General features: G+C 73.8%; 14 protein-coding genes. 4 read left to right on the forward strand and 10 right to left on the reverse strand.

The window, feature by feature from the left end; all coding sequences use genetic code 11:
• Positions 1 to 20: 20 nt before the first annotated feature.
• Positions 21 to 4,748, reverse strand: coding sequence for an AAA domain-containing protein (locus TBIS_RS07840; protein WP_013131822.1), 4,728 nt, complete (start codon positions 4,746 to 4,748; stop codon positions 21 to 23).
• 478 nt (positions 4,749 to 5,226) lie between these two features.
• Positions 5,227 to 7,110 carry a propionyl-CoA synthetase gene (locus tag TBIS_RS07845; RefSeq protein ID WP_013131823.1) on the reverse strand — a complete coding sequence of 628 codons (1,884 nt, stop codon included), beginning with the start codon at positions 7,108 to 7,110 and terminating at the stop codon, positions 5,227 to 5,229.
• Positions 7,111 to 7,630: 520 nt separating this feature from the next.
• Here TBIS_RS07845 and TBIS_RS07850 point away from each other — a divergent pair.
• Both TBIS_RS07850 and TBIS_RS07855 read left to right on the forward strand, forming a co-directional pair.
• Positions 7,631 to 8,146, forward strand: coding sequence for a hypothetical protein (locus TBIS_RS07850; protein WP_041431339.1), 516 nt, complete (start codon positions 7,631 to 7,633; stop codon positions 8,144 to 8,146).
• A 371-nt stretch (positions 8,147 to 8,517) separates the two neighbouring features.
• Positions 8,518 to 9,942, forward strand: a complete 1,425-nt coding sequence (locus tag TBIS_RS07855; RefSeq protein ID WP_013131825.1) for a dihydrolipoyl dehydrogenase family protein — start codon at positions 8,518 to 8,520, stop codon at positions 9,940 to 9,942.
• Between the two features lie 544 nt (positions 9,943 to 10,486).
• Here the strand turns inward: TBIS_RS07855 and TBIS_RS20220 are convergent.
• Together TBIS_RS20220 and TBIS_RS20225 are read right to left on the reverse strand one after the other, a co-directional pair.
• Complete coding sequence (locus TBIS_RS20220) at positions 10,487 to 11,035, reverse strand: winged helix DNA-binding domain-containing protein (RefSeq protein ID WP_425263890.1); 549 nt, start codon at positions 11,033 to 11,035, stop codon at positions 10,487 to 10,489.
• A complete protein-coding gene (locus tag TBIS_RS20225; RefSeq protein WP_425263891.1) occupies positions 11,002 to 11,574 on the reverse strand; it encodes a DNA glycosylase AlkZ-like family protein in 573 nt (190 codons plus the stop codon). Before TBIS_RS20225 ends, TBIS_RS20220 begins: the two co-directional genes overlap by 34 nt.
• Before the next feature lie 513 nt (positions 11,575 to 12,087).
• Between TBIS_RS20225 and TBIS_RS07865 the strand changes: the two genes are divergently transcribed.
• Complete coding sequence (locus TBIS_RS07865) at positions 12,088 to 14,673, forward strand: MXAN_6230/SCO0854 family RING domain-containing protein (protein WP_013131826.1); 2,586 nt, start codon at positions 12,088 to 12,090, stop codon at positions 14,671 to 14,673.
• A 302-nt stretch (positions 14,674 to 14,975) separates the two neighbouring features.
• On the opposite strand, the gene TBIS_RS07870 is transcribed toward TBIS_RS07865, so the two are convergent.
• Positions 14,976 to 15,752, reverse strand: a complete 777-nt coding sequence (locus TBIS_RS07870) for a class I SAM-dependent methyltransferase (RefSeq protein ID WP_013131827.1) — start codon at positions 15,750 to 15,752, stop codon at positions 14,976 to 14,978.
• Positions 15,753 to 15,824: 72 nt separating this feature from the next.
• On the opposite strand from TBIS_RS07870, the gene TBIS_RS07875 reads away from it, so the two are divergent.
• Complete coding sequence (locus TBIS_RS07875; protein ID WP_013131828.1) at positions 15,825 to 16,388, forward strand: CGNR zinc finger domain-containing protein; 564 nt, start codon at positions 15,825 to 15,827, stop codon at positions 16,386 to 16,388.
• 133 nt (positions 16,389 to 16,521) lie between these two features.
• Here TBIS_RS07875 and TBIS_RS07880 read toward each other — a convergent pair whose 3' ends face one another.
• Genes TBIS_RS07880 through TBIS_RS07900 form a run of 5 tightly spaced genes read right to left on the reverse strand, consistent with a single transcriptional unit; the run spans position 16,522 to position 23,164 of the window.
• Positions 16,522 to 17,520, reverse strand: a complete 999-nt coding sequence (locus TBIS_RS07880) for a C-terminal binding protein (RefSeq protein ID WP_013131829.1) — start codon at positions 17,518 to 17,520, stop codon at positions 16,522 to 16,524.
• A complete protein-coding gene (locus TBIS_RS07885) occupies positions 17,507 to 19,117 on the reverse strand; it encodes a 5-guanidino-2-oxopentanoate decarboxylase (protein ID WP_013131830.1) in 1,611 nt (536 codons plus the stop codon). Before TBIS_RS07885 ends, TBIS_RS07880 begins: the two co-directional genes overlap by 14 nt.
• A complete protein-coding gene (locus TBIS_RS07890; RefSeq protein WP_013131831.1) occupies positions 19,114 to 19,908 on the reverse strand; it encodes an SDR family oxidoreductase in 795 nt (264 codons plus the stop codon). The genes TBIS_RS07885 and TBIS_RS07890 overlap by 4 nt, the downstream gene beginning before the upstream one ends.
• Positions 19,905 to 21,998, reverse strand: a complete 2,094-nt coding sequence (locus tag TBIS_RS07895; RefSeq protein WP_013131832.1) for an acetate--CoA ligase family protein — start codon at positions 21,996 to 21,998, stop codon at positions 19,905 to 19,907. The genes TBIS_RS07890 and TBIS_RS07895 overlap by 4 nt, the downstream gene beginning before the upstream one ends.
• Positions 21,995 to 23,164, reverse strand: a complete 1,170-nt coding sequence (locus tag TBIS_RS07900) for an acyl-CoA dehydrogenase family protein (protein WP_013131833.1) — start codon at positions 23,162 to 23,164, stop codon at positions 21,995 to 21,997. Before TBIS_RS07900 ends, TBIS_RS07895 begins: the two co-directional genes overlap by 4 nt.
• Positions 23,165 to 23,175: the final 11 nt, after the last annotated feature.

The following is a 23,175-nucleotide window of genomic DNA, read 5'->3' on the forward strand; positions in this document are numbered from 1 at the left end:
CCGTTCGTGAACCGGCGTTCTCAGCCGGTGCCGTGCGCCCGGCGATAGGCCTCTATCACCTCCGCGGGGATCCGCCCCCGGCTGCCCACGGCGTATCCCTGCTGGCGGGCCCAGGCGCGGATCTGCGCCGTCGGCGTTCGTGCCGCCGCGGGACGCCCGGTTCCCGTGGCCGGACTGGCGTCGCGCCAGGGTACGGCAGGCAGCTCACCGATCGTGGGCTCCAGGTCGGAAGGGTCACCCGCCTCCAGGTCATCGTCCTCCAGGCCGTCCCACCCGGGTTCCGTGGAGAGCGTCACGGCGCGCCAGGAGTCCTCCGCAGCCGCACCCTCCGGGATGACCTCGCCCGGCCGGATGCCCCGCCGCTCGAGCTCCTCCCAGAGCGGTTTGAGCGCCGCGTCCGGATCGAAGTAGAACTCGCTTTCCCGAATCCGCCAGAACCGCCATCCCGCGCGCTTGAGCTCCCGTTCCCGGTCGAGATCGGCGGCGCGCTGCTCGGCTGTGCCGTGCCAGTGATCCCCGTCGCACTCCACAGCGAGCCGTCCTCCGGCACCGACCACGACCAGGTCGATCCGGCGGCCGCCCACCTCGTACTGCGGGATCACGTGGTAGCCGTGCTCACGGATGCGCAGGAACACCCGTTGCTCGAAGAGCGAGTCGAAGCTCGGGTGCGGCTCGTCGGGGGTCACGTCGGAGAGCGGTTCCGCGCCCAGGGCCGCCGGCGGGTTGAGCATGTAGGTGAGCAGCGAGCGCCGCAGGCATGTGGGCGCGAGCAGGTCCGGGCTGACCGAGTGGAACAGCCACATCTGGTCCCTTGCCCGCGAGGCCGCGACGTTGAAGCGCCGCTGCCACTCAGTGCTGGTCACCGCGGAGCGCCGCTCGGCGATCACCATCGACAGGAACACGACGTCGCGCTCGTCACCCTGGAAGTCGGGCGGGGTGCCGACCCGCAGCCGCCGCCGCTCCCAGTCCTTCAGGTCGAGCCGCTCGAGCAGTAGGCCGTGGATGAGCTGCACCTGCCCTGTGCCCTGAAGCACGACCACTCCGAAGGTCTTCCCGTCATAGGCCGGATCGGCGTTGCACGCCACGATCTGCTCGACGATCGCCTCGGCCTCCACGCGGTTGCGGAGCCGCGTGCTCGATCCCTCGGTCGATGCGCCGTGCACCCTGACGACCTTGAGCGGTGGCAGGCGGTCGGCGCCGAACTGCCGCAGCGGCACTAGCGGCTCGTCGGCGTAGAACTGCCGGGAGGAGAATTCGATGATCTCCGGCATGCACCGGAAGTGCTCCTTGAGCCGCAGAACCGAGCCGAACCGGGTGGCCAGCAGGTCGAACAGGCTCGAGTTGGGGGTGAAGGCGTCCCGCAGGTAGGGAGGCATGTCCGGCAGGTAGGTGGCGAGCTTCGCGAAGATCGGCTCGAGCTCGCCGCGCCTGATCGCGAGAGGCGCGCACTGCTTGTCGTCACCGACCACGATGATCCGTGGCGCGAGCCAGAGGAGGAACAGGGCGTCGATGCTCGCCTGGCTGGCCTCGTCCACGATCACGACGTCGAAGGAGTCGCGCACCGGCGGGATCGTCTCCAGCACCTGCTGAATCGGCATGATCCACGCGGGCACCGCGTCGCGGGCCACCGCCATCGCCTCCCGGGCGAGCGCCCGGTACTTCTCTGCGTACCTCCCGGTCCCCTTGCCGAGCTTGGTGATGTGATCCTGGTAAGCGCGCAGCGCGGTCGTCTGCCGGGAGTTCATCCTGGCCAGAGCGGCATCCCACGCCTGTTCCGCAGCGAGCTCCGCGGTCAGGCGCAGGGTGCGCCGGGTCGCGTCCTCGAGTTCGGCCTCCAGCTGCTGCTCCAGTCCGGGCCGTCGCTGCTCGGTGAAGAAGGTGTACGCCTTCGCCCAATGCCAGGCGCGCTCCCAGCTGGACATGTGCGGCTTCCAGGAGCCCGCTTCGGCGAGGAGCTTGAGTAGCGCCGGGTGGGCCGCCCGCACCTTGTCCGCGAGCTCGTCGCAGCGCCGCTGTTCGGCCTGCTCACGCTGGGCGGTCGCCAGGGCGTTGAGGCAGAGCTGGTAGGTGACAGCGTCGCGGGCGGCCACTGCGTTGGCCGCCTCGACCAGCTCGGGAGCCGGGGAGCCGAGCCGGATCTGCTGCTCAAGTGCGGCGTGCAGCTCCTCCAGCGCGGCGGTTGCCCGCTCAGCGGCGAGCTTGAGCCGTACCGCGCGCAGCGCCGCGCTATAGGACAGCCATTCCGCAGGAGTGCGAAGGTCGAGCCGCACGCCCGCCGAGTTGAGCAGGCCGACGGTTTCGGCCACCGCATCGGCGATTCGGCGCACCACGCTCAGCCGGTCGAAGGCGTCGGCGAGCTGCGCCGAGAGGCGCTCGAGCGGCTCATCCGGGAACTCCACGCCCACCAGCCGCCAGGCCCGCCGGAGCAGGTCGGCGATCTGCCTTCCCTCGATGTCGTCGATGACGAGGGACAGCAGCTCGGCATTCGTGGGCTGGACCCCGTCGACGGACACCTCGGCGAGGTACGGCTCGGCCGTCCGCTGCACAGCGGGACGGAGCAGCCCGCGCTTGAGCCGGTTCCCCGCGGCGAGATGGTCCCGCAGTGCCTGCATTGCCTGCAGGTACCGACCGGCCGCGCCCGGGTCCTCGAGCCGCGGATGGCTGATCGTGCGGAAGGCGATGCGCTGGGTCCGCTCCCGGAGAGCGGCGAGCCGTCCCGCTTGATCGGCGAGCTGCTGCCACAGGGCGGTCTCCCGGCCGGCGAGCGCGTCGCTCAGCGCGCGGACGGTCCAGTCGGCCGTATCCCACGCCGCGGCGTCCTCTGGCAGGCCGAGCCGGTGAAGGTCGGCCGCGATGCCGGCCGCGATCTTCTCGAGTCGGCCGATCAGCTCGGGATCGAGATGCTCCAGGCGTCCGGACACCTCGGTGGAGGCATCGCGAGCCACCATCTGGGCCGCGGCCTCATTCGCGATCAGTTCCTTGAGCCGCTCCACGGTGGGGAGCGCGGCCACGTCGGGGATCCGCTGGGAGGGCCGCGCTTTGCGCTGAGGTGTCTCCCCGGCGAGCAGCTCGACGAGCTCGGCCGCCTCACCGACGGAGATCGGCGGCTCGGCAGGCGCCGTGGGCGGCATGGGGACCGGCATCCACCGGCACTCCGCCTCCTCCCGCTTCAAGCGGCGGGCGATCTCGGCAAGGGTGCCCCGGTAGCCTGGGGCGATCTCCCGGTGGACGTAGGTCTCGGACTCACGCAGCGCCCGGATCCGATCGGTCAGCTCGGCGGCCGTGCGGCGGGCCTCCTCGAGCCGGCGGCGCGCCGCGGAGATCCGCTCGGCCTGCAGCCGGGGGTCGTAGCCGGCGTACCGGATCGACAGCTCCTTGATGCCGGTCTCCAGCTCCGCGGAGCCTCCACGGCCCACGTCGGTCATGGAGACGCACAGCCCAGCGATCTCAGGTGGCAGCTTGTCGCGCAGCACCCGCAGCGCCTGAGCCTTCTGGCTGGTGACGAGGACCCGTTGGCCCTGGGCGAGCAGCGCCGACACCAGGTTTGCGATGGTATGGGTCTTGCCGGTTCCCGGCGGGCCTTGGACGACGACGCCGTTATCCTCGTTCAGCCGAGTCATGATCATGCGCTGTTCGGGGTTGGCCGGCAGCGGGAAGAGCGGGTCTTCGCCGAGCGCGACCCGTGCACCGCTCTCCTCCAGGAAGGCCATGCGCTCTTCCGGCTCCAGTGGCCGCACGAGCTGCGCGAGACCGAGGGGCGCTGTGGCGTCCGGGCCGGTCAGCGCGGTGAGCATTGCGTCGTAGTACGCGATCAGCGACCCCCGGTCTCGCCTGCGCAGCACCAATGCGGGCGCGAGCCGTACCTCGGCCACTTCGCCGGGGGCGCCGCCCGGGGTCCAGTCCGGCCGGTAGACAGCGGGCCGCTCGAGCCCGCGATCGCACCACGCCTGCAGGATTTCACCGGCCTCGTCGCGGAGCCCGGCGCCTTCGCCGTCCCGCGCCCGCTGGCGGAGTCGGTCGGTGCGCGCGGGGGTGAACCCGGGCAGATCTGCAAGGAGCTCCCGGTCCTGCAGTACGGGGGAGGCCTCGCCCAGCACCACCTCCACGCGTTCGGTGTCGGCATCCACCCGCAGGTGGACGCGGGTGGTGAGCAGGTGGTTGCGCACGCGAGTGCCGTCCGGTGCCCGCCAGAGGAGCAGGCCGGTCGCAAGTACCAGCTCGAGCTGGTCGTCCATCTGGGACAGGCGCGTGGCGATCGAGTAGAGCCCACGATGCCAGCGCTGCTGCCGGGCGCGGTCACGTTCCTCCTCCGCCCACGCCTGCCAGACGGGCAGCCAGCGGGAGTAGGCCTCCGTGACGTCCGGCCGGTCACCTATGGTCTCCTGCCGCCAGACGGTCGTTCCATCGTCGGAGAGCACCGGTATGCTCCGGGGCCCGATTTCAGCGAGCTCGGGGACGCGCTCGGGATCGGAGAGGTCCGGTGTGACCAGCCAGCCCTCCAGGACCGACGGGGGAACAGGCGGCGGCGTGAGCCGTACGTAATCGACGGAGAGCACCGCCTCGCCGGGGCCCGCCTGGACCCGGGGCGCGATCCCGTCCGGCAGGTCAGCCAGCCACAGCACCTCGCCGTACTCGTCGACGTCCCGGATCGGGATGCGCTGAGCCGAGGCGAGGTCGCGCAGGAACTCCACCATGCGGATGGTGGAGTCGATCAGTTCGGGATCGCGGGCTCTCGACGCCATGCTCATGAAAGGCCGTCCTCCTGTGGGGGCAGAGGGGGAGCAGAGGCGAGGTCGTTCGGGTGGGACGTCCGCCGACGGCGATCAATTGTACATGTGAATAAGATTAACAGAACTATATAGCGAAAATGGTGTAAGTTTGCTACTGATGTGTTTCGAGCGATATCGCAGGAGTGCACCGGGTCCAGGTCCGCCGGGGACATCGGATCGCCCTCGGCTGCGCCCTTGCCGCATGCGACGATCCTGGCGATCGGGGGTCTTTCGTGCGATCCGGAATCTCGCCGGAATGGCTGACTCGGCGGCCGTAGCTGGCACGTTCCAAGGCAAACCGTTACATTACCCGATCGCTGCGCGTTCGTCGATCAAGTAGACCTTGTGGTGAAGCCTGTTGCGGGTGTCGCCCGCAACAGGCTTCACGCTCTCCCGCCGGCCAGTGGGGAGCCGTGCGAGTGCAGAGCCTCCGATACCGGCCGGCCTCGCGGCCGAATCAGGCGTCCCGGCCGCGCAGCAGCGGGCGCAGCCGGTCGAGCACCGCCGGGTCCTCGATCGTGGACGGCACGGGGATGTCCTTGCCGGCGGCGATCTCCCGCATCGCCTTGCGCAGGATCTTCCCGGACCTCGTCTTGGGGAGGGCGTCGACCACGACCACCTCCTTGAAGGCGGCCACCGCGCCGATGTCCTGGCGCACCCGGGCGATCAGCTCGTCACGGAGCCGGTCGGGGTCGATCTCCACCCCGGACTTCAGCACCACGAAGCCCTTCGGCACCTGCCCCTTCAGCGGGTCGCTGACGCCGATCACCGCGCATTCGGCCACGGCCGGGTGGGCGGCGAGCGCGGCCTCCATGGCCCCGGTGGAGAGCCGGTGGCCGGCCACGTTGATGATGTCGTCGGTCCGGCCCATCACGTACACGTATCCGTCCTCGTCGAGGTAGCCGCTGTCCCCGGTGAGGTAGAAGCCGGGGTACCGGGACAGGTAGGACTCGACGTAGCGCTGGTCGTCGCCCCACAGCGTCAGGAGGGTGCCGGGCGGCATCGGCAGCCGGATGCAGATCGCGCCCTCGGTGCCCCGCGGCACCTCCGCGCCGTCCGGGCCGAGCACCCGCACGTCGTACCCGGGCATCGGGAGCGTGGGCGACCCGGGCTTGATCGGAAGGAGCTCCACACCGACCGGGTTGGCGGCCACCGCCCACCCGGTCTCGGTCTGCCACCAGTGGTCCACGACGGGCACGTTGAGCTTGGCGGACGCCCAGTGGTAGGTCTCCGGGTCGAGCCGCTCCCCGGCGAGGAACAGCGTGCGGAACCCGGACAGGTCGTACTTGGCGATCTCGCGCCCGTCCGGGTCCACCTTCTTGATGGCCCGCAGCGCCGTCGGCGCGGTGAACAGCGCCTTCACCCCGTACTGGGAGATCACCCGCCAGAACGCGCCGGCGTCCGGTGTGCCCACCGGCTTGCCCTCGTACAGCACGGTGGTCGCGCCGACGAGCAGCGGCGCGTACACGATGTAGGAGTGGCCGACGACCCAGCCGACGTCGGACGCCGCCCACCAGACGTCGCCCGGCCCGATGCCGTAGATGCCGGCCATCGACCAGGACAGCGCCACCGCGTGCCCGCCGTTGTCCCGCACCACGCCCTTCGGCTTCCCGGTGGTGCCCGAGGTGTAGAGGATGTACAGCGGGTCGGTGGCGGCGAGGTCCACGCAGGGGGCCGGCTGCGCGCCCGCCATCAGCTCGTCCCAGTCGAGGTCGCGCTCGCCCATCTCCGCGCGGAGGCGCTCGCGCTGCAGCACGATGACCTTCTCCGGCGGACGCGCCGACGCGGCGATCGCCTCGTCCACGATCGGCTTGTACGGCACCACCCGGGTGGGCTCGATCCCGCAGGAGGCGCAGATCAGCACCTTCGGTGCGGCGTCGTCGATCCGGGCGGTCAGCTCCTTGGCCGCGAACCCGCCGAACACCACCGAATGGATCGCCCCCAGCCGGGCGCAGGCCAGCATGGCGACCACCGTCTGCGGCACCATCGGCATGTAGATCACCACGCGGTCGCCCTTGCCGACCCCGAGATCGCGCAGCACCCCGGCGAACCGGGCCACCTCGTCGAGGAGCTCGGCGTACGTGTAGCGGGCCGCGTTCCCGGTCACCGGCGAGTCGTAGATGAGCGCGGTGCGGTCACCGTGCCCCGCCGCCACGTGCCGGTCGAGCGCGTTGTAGCAGGTGTTGAGCCGTCCGTCCGGGAACCAGCGGTAGAACGGCGGGTTGCCGTCGTCCAGCGCGCGTTCCGGGGCGCGCGACCACGTCACGGCCTGTGCCGCGTCCAGCCAGAACTTCTCCGGGTCGGACAGGCTCGCCGCATGGACGTCGTGGTACTTGCCCATCAGTTGCTCCCTCCGAGGTGCGCGTGTCCACCGGTGCGGGCGGCGCGGCGGGCCCGCAGGCGCGTTCGGCGGCAGGGAAGCATGGGCCAGCCGGTTTGTCTCGCCCCTTCGGGCGACTTTTCGGTGGATGTCACATTTGGTGCGGCGACCGCACCCGTTGGTGCGGTGACCGGCACCCGTTGGTGCGGTGACCGCACCCGCCGGCGGTCCGGCCCGCGGTGCGGCGGTGCCATCCGGCGCTTCCCGGTGTGCCGCGAGGCGCGTCTCCCCGTGGCCGCGAAAGGCCAGGCGCCGGCCCGCGCCGCCCGTGCGGGCGAGGATCGGCCCCTTCGGCTCGCGGTCGCGGCGCCGCGGCCCGTGCCGCTCGCGTGGGTGAGGGAGCGAGGGGCTCGTGATCACAAGAGCGGGGTCGACCGGCGTTCCGCCCGCGTGGGCGAGGGAGCGCGATGAGATGCGAGGCGTTCGCTGTTTTCGCGAGCTTTCCGCCCTAGATGATCACATAAGCGGTACCGTGCCCGGCATGTCGCGAAGATCCGCGCGGTTCTGGTGGGCGCTCGCGCTCCTCGTTTCGGCCGGGGGAGCCGCACATGACCTCTTCGCCCGCGACGAGGCCGTCGGGTGGGTGACCTCGACGCACGGGGTGTGCCCGGGGTGGGAGATCCACTCCAGGATGCTGCCCCTCATCGAGGTGCTCTGGCGGCTTCCGGTGCTCTGGTACGCCGGCCTGCCCGCCGTCACCCTGGGCCACCTCGCGTCATGGATCGCCGGGCGGTACGGCCGGCCGTGGTGGGGACGCGTGGCCTGCCGTGTGCTCGCCCTGCTCCTCCTCGCCGTCCACGGGACCGTACTCGCCGCGTTCACCGTGGACCTGCTCGTCGGCCGGGGCTGTGCGGAGCTCTGGGGAGGAGGGCTCGGAGTGCGGGCCATCCTCCTCCCGGCACTGGCCCCGGCCCTCGCCGCCGCGTGCATGCTCGTCGCGGCCCGACCCGATCGCCGGCGGTCCGGCGGGCCGGTGCGCCCGGCGATGCCCGGGTGATCCCGACCCTGCCCGCCGCTGTCTCCGGCCCGCCGCCGAGCCCGTTCCGCATCGTTTCGCCCCGCGGAGCGGGGGCCGGTGCTCGGCGACACCGCGAGAGCTCGTCGCGGCGGAGCGCGGTCGCCCCGGCGTCGTGGAACAGCGCGGCGCTCAGCGCGCCCGCGGCGATTCAGCGGGCCGGCGGACCGGCTTCGGCGATCCATGTGCCGCCCTGCCCATCGCTTTCCGCCGCCTTGCCCGGCCCGGTGCGAGACTGAGACCGAGGCCATGGCCTGCGGCTCGACGCGTGCCGGGCCTTGCCGGCGGGGGCGGCGGTCCTGGGCGCCGCGCCGACGGGCGGTGGCGGGGCGGATGCGCCGGAGGTGGTGCCCATGGCGGACGCGGGCGACGTCTTCGACGTGATCGTGATCGGCGCCGGTCCCGCCGGGGAGACCGTTGCCGCGCGCGTGGTACGCGGTGGCCTGACCGCGGCGGTCGTGGAGGAACGGCTCGCCGGCGGGGAGTGCTCCTACTACGCGTGCATCCCGAGCAAGGCGCTCCTGCGGCCCGTGGGGCTGGCGGCGGAGGTGCGCCGGATGCCCGGGCTGGAGCTGCGCGGCGCCATCGACACGGCCGCGGTGCTCGCCCGGCGGGACGAGGCCGTGTCCCATCTCGACGACGGCGGCCAGGTGAGCTGGATCGAGAGCGTCCCGGCGGTGTTCGTCCGCGGCCGGGGACGCCTGGCCGGGCCGCTGCGGGTCGACGTGACGAGGCCCGAGGGCGGCGTCCGGGCGCTGCGCGCCAGGCACGCGGTCGTGATCGCCACCGGCGGCGACCCGCTGATCCCCGCCATCCCCGGGCTGCGGGAGGCGCGCCCGTGGACGAACCGGGAGGCCACGAGCGTCCGGCGGGTGCCGAAGCGGCTGATCGTGATCGGCGGCGGGCCGGTCGCCTGTGAGATGGCCCAGGCGTTGCACGCCCTCGGGGCCGAGGAGACCACGATGCTCGTCCGCGGCGATTGCCTGCTCGGGCGGGTGGAGCCGTTCGCCGGGGAGCTGCTCGCCGACTCGCTCCGGCGGTCCGGCATCGACCTGCGGTTCGGGTGCACGCCGGTCCGCGCCGAACGCCCGGTTCCCGGCGGCCCGGTGACCGTGCACGCCGGCGACGGCTCGGTGGTGGAGGCGGACGAGATCCTCGTCGCCACCGGGCGCGTGCCGGCCGTGGCCGGCATCGGCCTGGAGACGGTGGGTCTGGAGGGGCGCGGCCCGATCACGGTGGACGCGAGCATGCGCGCGATCGGTGTCCCCGGCGGCTGGCTCTACGCGGTCGGCGACGTCAACGGGCGCAACCGGCTCACCCACATGGGCAAGTACCAGGCCCGGGTGTGCGGTGACGTGATCGTCGCCCGCGCCACGGGCACCCCCGACGACCTGCCCGGGCTCCGCGACATCGCCGACGACCTGGGCGCGCCCCAGGTGATCTTCACCGACCCGGAGATCTGCGCGGTCGGGCGCACGGAGTCCCAGGCCCGCGCGGACGGCTTCCGGGTGCGCGCCGTCGAATACGACATGGGCGCGGTCGCCGGCGCCTACCTCCAGGCCGACGGCTACACCGGCCGGGCCAAGGCGGTCGTCGACGAGGACCGCCGGGTGCTCCTCGGCGTCACCTTCGCCGGCCCGGGCGTCGCCGATCTGCTCCACGCGGCCACCATCGCGGTCACCGCCGAGATCCCCCTCGACCGGCTGTGGCACGCCGTCCCCGCCTTCCCGACCGTGAGCGAGATCTGGCTCCGCCTCCTGGAGGAGTACGGCCTGTGACCGGGTGGGCTCCGCCCCGGCCATGGTCCTCCTCGCGTCCGGAGCCGAGAACCGGCGGTGATGTCGGAGGGGCGCGCGCCATGCGCCCTCCGGTCGCCTTCTCGTCGTGATCGGGCTGACGTTGAGTTCCGCTTTCACCGATTACGCGCGATCGTGGCCCCTGCTTCCCAAGCCGTGCTGTGTGACCTGGGTGCGAACCGGCGAATCGGACGCCGTCTTCGCCGACCTGGTCCGCCGTTTCGGCGGCGACGCCGCCACCGGCCGCCCGGCGACGTGGCATGACCTGGAGGCCGAGGCGTACGAGGCGCCGGACGAGGACGCCGACGGAGCCATGTGGCCGCCCGCACCGGCGCGTGGACGGTCGTCATGGAACCGTTCGCCGGGGCGTCCGTCACCGGTCCGATCGCGAGCCGGCGGTCTCCACCACCCCCTACCTCAGCGACGACGGCCATCTCACCCATCGCGACACCGCGCATCCCGATGGACCTGTGAGGGCTGGTGCGCGCGCGGCGCATCGGCGAGCGGGGACGGCGTGGTGGACGGTTCACTCTTCGACGGGGCGGAAACGGATGTCGTGGTTGTCGCAGTCGGCGGCGCCGAAGCGCAACAGTCGCTCGCCCTCGGCGATGACGGCCGCCTCCTCCGCTTTGGACAGCGGTTCGAACAGGCGGATGTCCAGGGTGGCGGTGCTTTCGGCCCGCTTGATGGCCCACAGGCCGCGCACGAAGCCGTCCACGGTCAGTGTGGCGTCGATCCAGGCGTACTTGCGCTGGTGTTCGGTCACGATGCGGGAGCGGTCGTGGTAGCTGAGCACCACGTTGTCGAGCGCGGCCAAGAACCGTACCGGGGCGGGCACGTCCGGATCCGGGAGTGGCGCATCAGGGAGGTCGAACAGCTCCCGGCCGTTCTCGTCCCGGAAGGTGCGCAGGTGCGGTCGCAGCGGCTCGATGGCCTCCTTCAGCCCGGTCAGCCCGCTCCAGGCCCGTATGTCGCTGACCGTGGCCGGGCCGAAGGCCGCCAGGTAGCGCCGGATGAGGTCGTGTACCGACGGCTTCTCGGCTAGCGGCCGGCCCAGCCAGTGCTCGGCGAGCACGAACGGTGTGGCGCCGCGCCGTCGCCACAGACCATCGGGGGCGGGTGCAGGACCGGCAGCAGGTGCTGGGCCGAGCGTGCCAGCGCCACCGGGTCTCGTCCGGGCCACCGCTCGGCCAGGGCCTTGCCCAGCTCGGGCCGGGTCACCGTGCCGGAGCCGATGATCTGGCGGGCGGCCTGTGCCAGCTCGGTCAGGTCGATGCCCGCGGTCTGGCGGCGGAAGACGCCGTTCTGCAAGGTGGCCAGCGGCTTGTCGAACAGTGGCCGGAAGCGCAGGTAGTCGTCGGCGGCCAGCAGGTGCTGGGTGCCCCGGAGCAGCATCGCCCGCACCACCTTGCGGTCATGCAGCAGGTGGGTCAGGTCCTCGATGTGAAAGCCCTCGATCCGTGACCACAGGCCGAAGTAGGGCGGGTCGGGATCCTGGCCCTGCAGGCCGACCAGGTGCTCGATCACCTTGAGGGGCGGCCAGTCGACCCGGCGCAACAGCAGCTGGCGTTCCAGTGTCGCCCGGTTGAGCGCTCGGCGGGTCAGGGTCCGCATGGTGTCCTTTCAGGTCGTTGACCGGGTCTCCAGCGGCGTCGCGAGGGGATGTTATCGACGCGCACCGACGTTCTCCCGGCACCGCTCGGAGCACCGGTGGCGCCCGACCCGCGCCCATGTCCGTGGTCTGCGGACCTGTGGGTGGGCGGCCGTATGGGGCGCAAAGGCCTCCGGCCGTGGAGAATGCCGGCCGTCTGACGGCCAGCGTTCCGCGTCAGGGCGGCGAACCCTCGCCTCTCTCCGGCCGCCGGCTTCCCATTCCGGCGCGCACGCGCAGCACGTCTGCAGCCCGAGCGCGGATCGGGCGCGGCATGGCCTCCCAATCCGGTGTGGCATCCGGGCGATCGGCGCCGATGGCGCTGATCGTGAAATGGGAGCGACAAATGATCTTTGCGCGGGTATGGTGAACGGCCCGAGGGGCGGCTCTTGGACGCGCTTCCTTCTCTCCAATCCTGACGGCATAGCGCGTCCGCTCTCCGCCTCTCTTTTCGGCTTCATGGGGGAGGGCTGCCCATGGAACAGGTGGCGCAGATGCTGCTGAGGGAGCGGCTGGTGTCACCCGAGCTGCTCGCCTTCTGCCCGGCGCTGGAGCCCGCCGGGCCGTCCCAGGAAGCGCGAGCCGTTCCGCATCCCTCCACGGCGGACGGTGTGCTCGCGCTCGAGGCCGATCTGCTCCGGCTCGGCTACGTGCTGAGCGCGCCGCTGCGGAACCGCCTGTGCGAGCTGAGCCCCGCCGACCTCGCCCACGTCGGCCGGGCCCTCATCCACGGCCTGCTCGCCAGGGTCGGCGGGCACGTCGAGCACGTCCCGCTGTTCCGCGGCTTCCCGGACACGGTGCCCGCCGACACGCTCGAGTTCTACGTGCGCCGGGTGTTCACCGTCCTGCTGCAGCGGCCGGAGCAGCCGTGCGTCCTGTGCGGGAAGGTCGCCACCGTGCGCCCGGTCTCACCCTGCGCCCACCTGGTGTGCCGCGCGTGCTGGGACGGCTCCGACTTCAGCGCGTGCCCCATCTGCCATGGCCGGATCGACCCCGCCGATCCGTTCCTCAAGCCCGCCGGCGCGGGGTCCGCCGAGGCCGCCTCCGGCACGGTGCGGGTACCGGATCGGTTCACCCTGCTCGGGCTGTGCGACGATCCGGACGCGTGGGCCAGGGACACCCTCACGGCGTTGCTGTCCCGGCGGGGAGCGCCGCGGGCCGAGGACCGTACGGCCATCACCACGCTGATCGGCTGTTTCTGGCCCCGGTCGGCCGAATGGCTGCCGGACCGCATCCCCGCCCGCGAGAGCCGGGCCATCGCGCTCGCCGCCGTCGTCCAGCGCGGCTGGTTCGAACCGCTCGCCCGGCACATCGACTCGGCGACCGACGCGCTGCGCCTGCTCTGGACCCTGATGGGCGGTGACCCGGGGCTGCGCGGGCGCCCCCCGCGCCGCACCGGCATACCCCGGCCGATCCGCCGGGCGATCCTCGCCGCGCTCGACCGGCTGTCCCTGCCCTACCTGGTCGAGGACCTGCTCCGGTACGGCGAGGCGTGGAAGCGCATGGCCGAGGTTCTCCACCCGCATGAGTTCCACCGGAGGTACCCGGACGCGGCGCTGGCGTTCGCCGTGGTGCGCGGCACCCCCTTGGAGCGGGGCACGCCGATGGCCGACGCACTGCTCGCCCGGGCCGCGGCGTACCCGGAGGTCCTGTATCTGAAGGGCGGCCGGCTGCGCGCCCGCACCTTCGCTGGCCGGGTCGAGGCCGTGCTGCGGTCCGATCCGGCCCAGGCCCTCGCCCTGCTCGCCCGCCGCCCGGGCGAGCTGCTGCGGCGCACGGCCGACCTGGCGCGCCGCGTGCCGGCCGCCGCGCTCGCCGACGCCGTGCGTGCCGCGGCGCCACGCGTCTCCCCGGCCGTGCTGATCGCGACGCTCGGCCGGATGCGCACGCCGCCGGGAGGCACGCGCATGTTCCTCCCGCGCGGCGGGGCGGCGAGGCTCTGGGTCGAGCCGGACACCCGCGCGGCCCTCCCGGGCGCTGCCGTGGCCGCGGTCTCCGTGGCCCTCGCCGAGGAGCTGCTGCGCCGGGCGTCGGCGCTCGCGCCCGTCGAACGGGCGCTGATCGACGAGGAGCTCGCCGACCTGCTCGCCCCCATCGCGGAACGGTCAGCGGCCACCTCGCTGGTGCGGTTGCCGCGCGGCAGCGTCCGGCGGATCCCGCACGGGAACCGGATCCGGCTTTTCCTGCACTGGGTCCAGCCGGAGGGCGTGCAAGTGGATCTCGATCTGTCCGTGGCCCTCTTCGACGACCGGTGGCGGTTCATCGGGCTGTGCGACTACACCAACCTGCGGCTGGCCCGGAGCGCCGCCGTCCACTCCGGCGACTTGACCTCGGCGCCCGGACCGCTGGGCGCGTCGGAGTTCGTCGATCTCGACGTACCGGCCCTGCGCACCATCGGCGGGCGGTACGCGGTGCCCGTGGTGTTCAGCTACACGGGTGTCCCGTTCGACCTGTTGGACCGCGGCTTCGCCGGGTTCATGGAGACCCCGAAGGGGCTGTTCGACCCCCTCGCCGTACGGCAGCGGTTCGACCTGACCGGCTCGGCCAAGATCTACGTGCCGTTCGTCGCCGACGTGCGGTCACGGACGCTGCGGTGGGCGGACCTCACCGTGACCGCCTTCGGCCGGTTCCACAATGTGGCGCGCCACGGCGAGCGGCTCGCCCGGATCGCATCGGCCGTGGAGGAGGCCTTCGGGCGCGGCGCGCACGTCACCCTGTGGGAGGTCGCCCGCTGGCACGCCGCGGCGCGCGCCAAGGAGGTCGTGGTACGGCACCGCGACGGCACCGCCACCCGCTACGTCCGCGGCCCGCACGAGGATGCCGCCGCCTTCGCCGTCCGCATCGGCAACCGGTCGGGTGGCGAGGATGTCCGGTCCCTCGACGAGGGGGACTGCGTCGCCGATTTCGCCGCCCTGCTCCGGGACGACGCGCCGGTGGCCGACGGGGCGGAGGTCTACGCGCTGCACCCTGAGCGCCTCGACCCGGCGAAGGTGCGGTTCCTCGACGCCCTCGACCTCGTCAGCCGGCTCGCTCCGGCCGGGGCGAGCGTCGCCTCGGCCTGACGCGCTGCCCGGCCGGAGAGCCGGGGCATGCCCGAGGGCCGCCGGCCCGGCTTGTCACCGGGCCGGTGATAGGGCCGGACCTCGAGCGCGGCGCCGGCATGCCGCGCACGCCCGCCCCGGCACTGCGCACGACGGCCCGGCGGCCCGCCCGCAATCCGGCCGCCGCCGGCCTCGGCATGAGATGGGCGGCGCGCCTGGGCGCCGGGGGAGCGGCCGGCCCAGCTCGCAGGCGGAGGAGTGGCCGGCCCACCTCGGAAGGCCGAAGCGGCGAGCCCCGCATGGCCCGTGGGCGCCGGCCGGGCTCAGGACCGGATCGCGCAGAGCAGGCGGTTGTCGCCGTGCTGCCACAGCGTGCCGATCTCGGCGAAGCCGGCGTCCCGGAGCGCGCTGACGTGCGTGCCGAGCCGCTCGGTCTCGGGGGTGCCGTGGTCGCCGTTCTGGGACCTCGCGGCGCGGAGCGCGACCGCTTCGGCGAGCGCCGGGTCGGCGGTGACCGCGTCCCACCAGGCCGTCCAGTCCTCGGGCCGCCCGGCGGCGAAGCGCCGCCGCTCGTCGAACTCGCAGACGGCGCGCTCGAGCCTCGCGAGCGTCGGGGTGGCGTGTTCGTCCAGGCTGAGCTGATCACCGTCGAGGAAGAGGCCGCCCGGGCGCAGCACGGTGGCGAGCTCCTTGTAGACCGCGCGGAGGTCGGGCTCGGCCAGCCAGTGCAGCGCGGTGGTGCTCACCGCGGCGTCGGCGGGCCGGTCGAGGCCGAGCCGTGCGCTCCAGCCCGGGGTGCGCAGGTCGAGGTCGGCGAAGATCAGGCCGGGCACGTCCCCGTACGCGGCCCGGCCGAGCGCGAGCAGGACCGGGTCGGTGTCGACCGCGATGACGGTGGCCTGCGGCAGGCGCTGCAGCAGGCGTACCGCGAGCGAACCCGGGCCGCAGCCGAGATCGATGACCAGCGGGTCGGGCCGGCCGGCCCCGGCCTCCACCGCGTCGATCAGGACGGCGAACCGCTCCTCCCGATCGGGCATGTAGCCCTCCTGCTGGCGATCCCAGCGGTCGATCCACGCCTGTGCGACGTCCTTGGTGAGCACCCGAACTCCCTTGTAACTGACAAAATGGGCGTTGTCAGTCACACCATAGGGAGCCGAGGTGTAACCGGTCAAGTGAATTTCAACAGTCACACGGATCTGGTGGTGGCGGTGGTCGTCCAGCTCGTCAACGCGCTCACCGCTGGCGAGGCGCGCGGCCGGCCGTACACGCCACCGCAGGGGGAGGAGCTGGCCGCGGCCGTCACCGGCATCCTGCGCCCGCGGCCCCCGCGCGAGGTGAGCGTGGCGGAGGCCGCCGAGCTCACGGCGTACGCGCAGGAGTTCCGCGCGGTCTTCGAGGCGGTGGCCGCGGGCGACGTCGACGCCGCGGCCGAGCGGGTCAACCGGCTGCTCGCCGAGACGGACGCCCGGCCGCACCTGGCGCGGCACGACGGCGAACCGTGGCACCTGCACTTCCACGGCCCGAACGGGACGTTCGCCGCCGACTGGGCCGCCGGCTGCGCCACCGGCCTCGCCGTGGTCCTCGGCGGTGAGTTCCACGACCGGCTGGGGGTGTGCACGGCCCCGCGCTGCGACCGGGTCTTCGTGGACACCTCCCGTAACGGGACCCGCCGGTTCTGCTCGACCGCCTGCCAGAACCGGGTGAAGACGGCCGCGTTCCGCGCCCGCCGGGCGTGAGCCGTACCGCCCGCCACGGGCGCGGGGAGACGGCGGGCCCGGCGAGAAGCGACGGGGCGCGCCTCCGCATCCGCCGGAGCCGCCGGCTGCGAGGGCTCACGCTACGGCGGTACGGCCGCCGGCCCGGCGCCGCCTATCCCTGGCGTGAGCCCGCGCGATCCCCGCGCCCCCGGACGACCACGTGGATCGGCTCCCCGGTGCGCAGCCAGGCGACCGCGTTCTCCGCCTGGGTGAGCACGTAGCTCGCGGCCGAGTGCTCCGACAGGTAGGCGGCGTGCGGGGTGAACAGGATGCGGGGGTGCCGCAGCAGCGCCCAGCCCGCGGGCGGCGGCTCGACCGGGAGCACGTCCAGCGCCGCCCCCATGAGGTGGCCGGAGTCGAGCAGGTCGGCGAGGGCGTCGTGGTCGACCAGCTCGCCGCGCGCGACGTTCGCCAGGGCCGCCCCCGGCCGCATGGCCGCGAGCTCCTCCCGCCCGAGCATCCCGCGGGTCTCCTCGGTGAGCGGCACGTGCAGGCTGACCACGTCGGAGGAGGAGAGCAGCTCGCGCAGGCCCACCCGGCGCACGCCCGGCGGCCACTGCGCGCCGCCGGCCAGCGGATCGTGCCCCAGCACCTCGCCGAACAGTCCGGAGGCCATGCCGGCCAGCCGCCGGCCGATGCGCCCCATCCCGATGATGCCGAGCGTCGCCGCGGAGATCCGCCGCGGCCGCTCGGCGGTGCCGTCCCACTCCCCGGCGCGCACCCGGCGGTCGAGGAAGGGGAGGCCGCGCAGCAGGCCGAGCGCCATGGCGAGGGCGTGCGAGGCGACCTCCTCCGTGGCCGCGTCGGGGACGTTCGCCACCCAGATGCCGCGCTCCCGCGCCGCGGCGACGTCCACCGTGTCGTACCCGGCCGACTGCGTGCAGATCAGCCTGAGCCTCGGGAGCCGGTCGAGCAGCTCGGCGGTCACCGGGCAGTAGCCGATGAGCAGGACCGCGGCGCCGGCCGCCTCCGCCGCGATCCGCTCCGGGTCGTCCGTGCCGAGGACCCGGACCCGGAAGCCGTGCCGCTCGAGCAGCGCCACGCCCGGGGCCGGGTCGAGCTCGGCCACGTCCGCGTAGACCGCGAGCGGGGCGTGGTCAGCCGGCGCCACCCTCGGGCTCCCGCACGTGCAGCAGGGTCGGGCGGTCGGCGCGGAACGCCTCCTCGAGCTCGGCGGTGAGCCGCTCCGGGTCCTCGATCGTCACCCCGTGGCAGCCCAGGCTCCGGGCGAGCCCCGGGAAGTCCGGGTGCCCGAGGTCGACCGCGAGCGGGGTGTCGCCGCGCTCCAGCATCTCCCGGCGGATCTCGCCGTACCCGCCGTTGTCCACGACCACCACGGGCAGCGCCAGGCCGGCCTGCGCGGCGGCCGCCAGCTCGGCGACGGTGAACATCACCCCGCCGTCGCCGTGCAGCGCGACCACCCGGACGCCGGGGCGGGCGAGCTTCGCCCCGATCGCCGCGGGCAGCCCGTACCCGAGCGTGCCGAGCCCGGTCGGGTAGAGGAACGCGGCCGGGCCGTACGCCGGGAGGTTGGAGAGCGCGCCGTAGTAGGCGGCCATGGTGCTGTCGCCGGCCACCACACCGTCCCGGCCGAGCGCCGCCGCCATCGCCTCGAGGATCGGCAGCCACGGGCCGCCCTCCCGGCGGGCGTCCTCCCGGATCCGGGCGCGCCACCGGGCCGCGCGGGCGGCCGCGTCCGGGGCGGGAGACCCGCCGTGCCGGTCGAGCAGCCCGGCCAGGGCGGCTGCCGCGTCACCGATCACGGAAACGTCCGGCAGCGCGTTGACGACCGCCTGGTGGGGGTCGATGTCGATGCGGACCAGCGGGCCGGTGAAGCGCAGCGGCCCGTTCCACAGGTCCGAGGGCGCCAGCTCGGTGCCGACCGCGACCACCGCGTCGCACTCGGCGATGAAGTCCCGCACGGACGGGTGGTGGATCCCGGCGCCGAGCGAGAGCGGGTGGTCCTCGGGCAGCGTGCCCTTGCCGTTCGCGGTCGTGATCACCGGCGCGCCGAGGGCCTCGGCGAGGCGGCGCAGCTCCCCCGCGGCCCCCCGGCATCCCCCGCCGGCGATGACGCCGGGCCGGGCCGCGCCCGCGAGGACCCGGGCCGCCCGGTCGAGCCGCTCCGGGCCGGGCGGCGCGGCCGGGACGGGCAGGGGAGCGACCGGGGTGACCTCGGCCCGCTGGTCGAGCAGGTCCAGCGGGATCTCCAGGTACGCGGGGCGCGGCCGCCCGGACCGCATGGCCGCGAACGCCTGCGCCACGGCGGCCGGGATCTCCGGCACGCCGGTGACCCGGTGCGCGTGGGCCACCACGGCCGCCATGGCGGCGGTCTGGTCCTTGACCTCGTGGAGGAACCCGTTGCCGTGGCCCGGGTGGGCGAGCGGCATGCCCGGGGCGATGAACAGCACGGGCACCGAGTCCGAGTACGCCTGCGCCGCGGCGGTGATCGCGTTGAGCGCCCCCGGCCCGGTCGTGGTGAGGCAGACCCCCGGCCGGCCGCTCACCCGGGCGTACCCGTCCGCCGCGTAGCCGGCGCCCTGCTCGTGCCGGGGGGAGAAGTGCCGGATCCCGTGCCCGCGCAGGTGCGCGTAGATCGGCAGGTTGTGGGTGCCGGGGATGCCGAACACCACATCGACGCCGTGCGCCGCCAGCGCGGCGACCAGCGCCTCCCCGCCGGTGACCGTGGTCTTCGCCGGATCGCTCATGCGCCTGGGTCCCCGTAGATGGCCTTGCCGAGCCACTGCCCGCCGTCGACGGTGAGCACCTCTCCGGTGATGTATGCCGCACGGTCGGACAGGAGGAACATGGCGCAGTCGGCGATCTCCTCCGGGGTGGCGAACCGGCCCATCGGCACGCTGCCGAGCACCCGCTCCCGGCCGGCGTCGGTCGCCCACAGCGCGGCGCCCGCCCCCGCGGTGTCGGTCGGGCCCGGGGCGATGCAGTTGATCCGGATGCCCCGGCCGGCCCACTCGACGGCGAGGGTGCGGGTCATCGCGAGCACGCCGGCCTTCGCGGCCGCGGAGTGCACGGTGCCGGGGTGACCGTGCCAGGCGTAGGTGGCGATCACGTTGAGGATGGCGCCGCGCCCGGCGGCGAGCATGTGCGGGGCCGCCGCCCGGGTGCAGAAGAACGTCCCGTTGAGCACGATGTCGACCACCGCGCGCCAGCCGTTCGGCGAGAGCCTCTCGGCCGGCACCACGAAGTTGCCGGCAGCGTTGTTCACCAGGGCGTCCAGCCGGCCGTACCGCTCCACGATCGAGTCGACGGCGGCGGTGACCGCGCCGGCGTCCCGGACGTCGCAGGCCACGGAGTCGCCGGTGGCGCCGAGCTCCTTCACCAGCCGGACGGTCTCCTCCAGCGGCTCCGGCCGCCGGCCGAGCACCACGATGGTGCCTCCATTGCGGGCGTACTCGAGCGCGATCGCCCGGCCGATGCCGGAGCCGCCGCCGGTCACCAGGGCGACCCGCCCGGCGAAGTCCTCTCGGGGTGGTGTCATCTGTCCTCCTCGGTGGTCTGGTCGGCGAGCACGGTGACGAGCGCGTCGACGGCGAGCACGCCGTCCGGGCCGACGCGCACCGGGTTCACCTCGATCTCGCCGCACGCGGGCAGCTCGCAGATGAGGGTGGAGATCGCGACCACGGTGCGGATCAGGCCGTCGACGTCGGCGGGCGGTCCGCCGCGCCAGCCGGTGAGCAGCGCGTGGCTGCGCAGCCGGCGGAGCATCGCGGCCACGGTGGGCGGGTCCACCGGGGCGAGCTCCAGGGCGGTGTCCCGGTACAGCTCGGCGAGCACGCCGCCGGCGCCGACCATGACGACCGGGCCGAAGGTGGGGTCCCGCCGCGCCCCGATGATCATTTCGACCGTTCCGGCCCGCGTGTCCATCTCCTCGAGCACGTACCGGCCCGGGCCCAGGGCGGCCGACATCTCCTCGAACGCCCGGCAGGCGGCGTCCGCGTCGGCGAGCCCGAGCCGCACGCCCCCGGCCTCGGTCTTGTGCGCGATCCAGTCGGCCTTCAAGACGTACGGCGGGCGCAGCCGCCGGGCCGCGGCGGCGACCTCGGCCACGGTGGTCACCGGCTCGGCGCCGGGGAAGGGAACCCCGGCGCTCTGCAGCAGCCGGCGGGCCGCGAGGTACCCGTCGAGCGGGTGCGGCCACCGGCGCGTCCCGGGGTGGGGGAGCTCCCGGCCGGGGAGCTCGGCGAGCCGCCGGGCCGCGGCGAGCCCGGCCGCGGCCGACTCGATGGTGTGGTACGTGGGCACCCCGAGCCGGCGGAGCAGGGCGACGGTCTCCGAGGCCCGGCTCATGCTGTGCAGCACCACCGGCTTGCCGTGCCGTTTCGCCGCGGTGGCGATGCGCCGGGCCACGTCCAGCTCACGGCCGGCGATCGACGGGGTGTGCTCGCCGTAGCTGCCGAAGTAACCGGTGAGCGTGACCGCGTCCGTGCCCGGGTCGGCGAGCAGGGTCTCCACCACCGTGGCGTAGGTGGTCATGTCCTGCTCCCCGCCACCGGCCAGGTCGACCGGGTTGCTCAGGCCGGCGTCCGGCGGGAGCACCGCCGCGAGCTTCTCCCGCGCGGCCTCGGGCAGCGGCTCGACCCGCAGGCCGTGCGCGGCCATGACGTCGGCCGCCACCGCGCCCTGGCCGCCGCTGTCGCCGACCACGGCGACCCGCCCGCCGCGGGGGAGCGGGGCGCCGAGCAGCGCCTGCGCGACCGCCACGAGCCGCGCTGGGGTGTCCACCCGGATCGCCCCGGCGGCCCGGCAGGCGGCGTCCACCACGTCGAGCGCCGAGGTCATCGCGCCGGTGTGGGAGCGCGCGGCGGCACGGCTTGCCTCGCTCGCGCCCACGGTGAGCACGATGGTGGGCTTGCCCGCGTCCCGGAGCCGGCGCAGCGTCCGGATCATGCGGCGGCCGTCGATGAAGCTCTCGACGTACAGCGCCACGACGCGGGTCTGCTCGTGCTCGGCGAGGTCGGCGAGCGCCTCCTCGGCGGTGACGTCGACCTGGTTGCCCACGGAGACGAACCGGGAGACCCCGAGCCCGCTGTCGGCGGCGAGGTTGGCCAGCTCGGAGCCGAGCTGCCCGCTCTGGGAGACGATGCCGAGCGGGCCGGGGGTGAACTCGCCCCAGGCGAGCTGGAGGTCGGTCGCGGCGTCGTAGATGCCCAGGCAGTTGGGGCCGACGATGCGGGCGCCGCGCCGGCGGATCTCCCGGGCCAGCTCCCGCTCGGCGCCGGGGTGGAGCGCCCGGTCGAGCCCGGCCGTGATGCCGAGGAACCCGCGGGCGCCCTTGTCGAGGGCCTCCCGTACCACCTGGGGGACGCCGGCGGCGGGGACGCAGAGCACGACGAGGTCGAGCTCGCCGGGCACGTCCCGGACGGAGGGCACGCTCTGCCGTCCCTCGATCACGGCGCCCCGGGCGTTGACGAAGTGCACCGCCCGGCGGTGCGCGCCCTTCAGCGCGCCCCTGGCGAGCCAGTGGCCCCACTTGGCGGGGTCCGCCGAGGCGCCGACCACGGTGACCGACGCGGGGTCGCGGAACACGGTGAGCGCGTCCCCGCGCTGCTCGTCGCGCGGCTCGGTCATGACGCAGCGGCGAGCCGGCGGGAGATGATCAGCCGCTGGATGTCGGAGGTGCCCTCCTCGATCTCCTCGAGCTTGGCGTCGCGCATCCACCGCTCGAGGGGGAACTCGCGGGAGTACCCCCACCCGCCGTGGGTCTGCAGCGCGGCGGCCGTCACCCAGGAGGCGTTCTCCGAGGCGACCAGCTTCGCCATGGAGGCCTCCTCGGTCACGCTCAGCCCCTGGTCGTAGAGGCGGGCGGCGCGCACGGTGAGCAGGTGCGCGGTGTCGACCTTCGCCGCCATGTCGGCGAGGCGGAAGGCGACCGCCTGGTGGTTGATGATCGCGGTGCCGAACTGCCGCCGCTCCTTGGCGTACTGCAGCGCGGCGTCCAGGGCGGCGCGGGCCAGGCCGGTGGCCGAGGCGCCGATGAGGATGCGGGAGGCGTCGAAGGTCCGCATGAGGCCGTAGAAGCCCTGCCCCTCGTCGCCGAGCCGGTTCTCCACGGGCACCCGCACGTCGTCGAGGAAGACCTCGGCGTTGACGATGCCGCGCTGGCCCATCTTCCGCATCGGCTTGCCGACGCTCAGCCCGGGCGTGTTCCGCGGCACCACGAAGGCGGTCACGCCCTTCGACCGCAGGGACGGGTCGATGGTGGCGAAGATGATGAAGTACTCCGCGTACGGCGCGTTGGAGATCCAGGTCTTCTGCCCGTTGAGCACGTAGTGGTCACCCTGCCGCACCGCGCGGGTCTGCAGGGCGGCCGCGTCGGAGCCGACGCCCGGCTCGGTGACGGCGAGCGCGGTGATCGGCGGGCGCTCGGTGCAGAGCATGCCGAGCCACTTGCGCTTCTGCTCCTCGGTGCCGAGCGCCTCGATCGGGCCGGCGAAGAACCCGTTCGAGGTGAGGAAGTTGCCGATCGAGATGTCGCCGTAGCAGAGCTCCTCCTGCACGAGGACCTGGGTGAGGAGGTCCGTCACGCCGCCCCCGCCGTACTCCTCGGGGAGCATGAAGTGGGTCAGGCCGATCTTGGCCGCCGACTCCCAAAGGTCGAGCGGTGACTCGACGTCGGCCTCGTCGACCTCGGCGGCGCGCGGCCGGATCTCCCGCTCGGCGAAGTCGCGGGCGAGCCGGATCAGCTCCTGCTGCTCCTCGGTCAGGTCTAGCGCGTCCCGTATCGCGCGGGGCATGACTCTCCTCG

This window comes from Thermobispora bispora DSM 43833 (genome assembly GCF_000092645.1).
In the GTDB taxonomy this organism is placed as follows: domain Bacteria; phylum Actinomycetota; class Actinomycetes; order Streptosporangiales; family Streptosporangiaceae; genus Thermobispora; species Thermobispora bispora.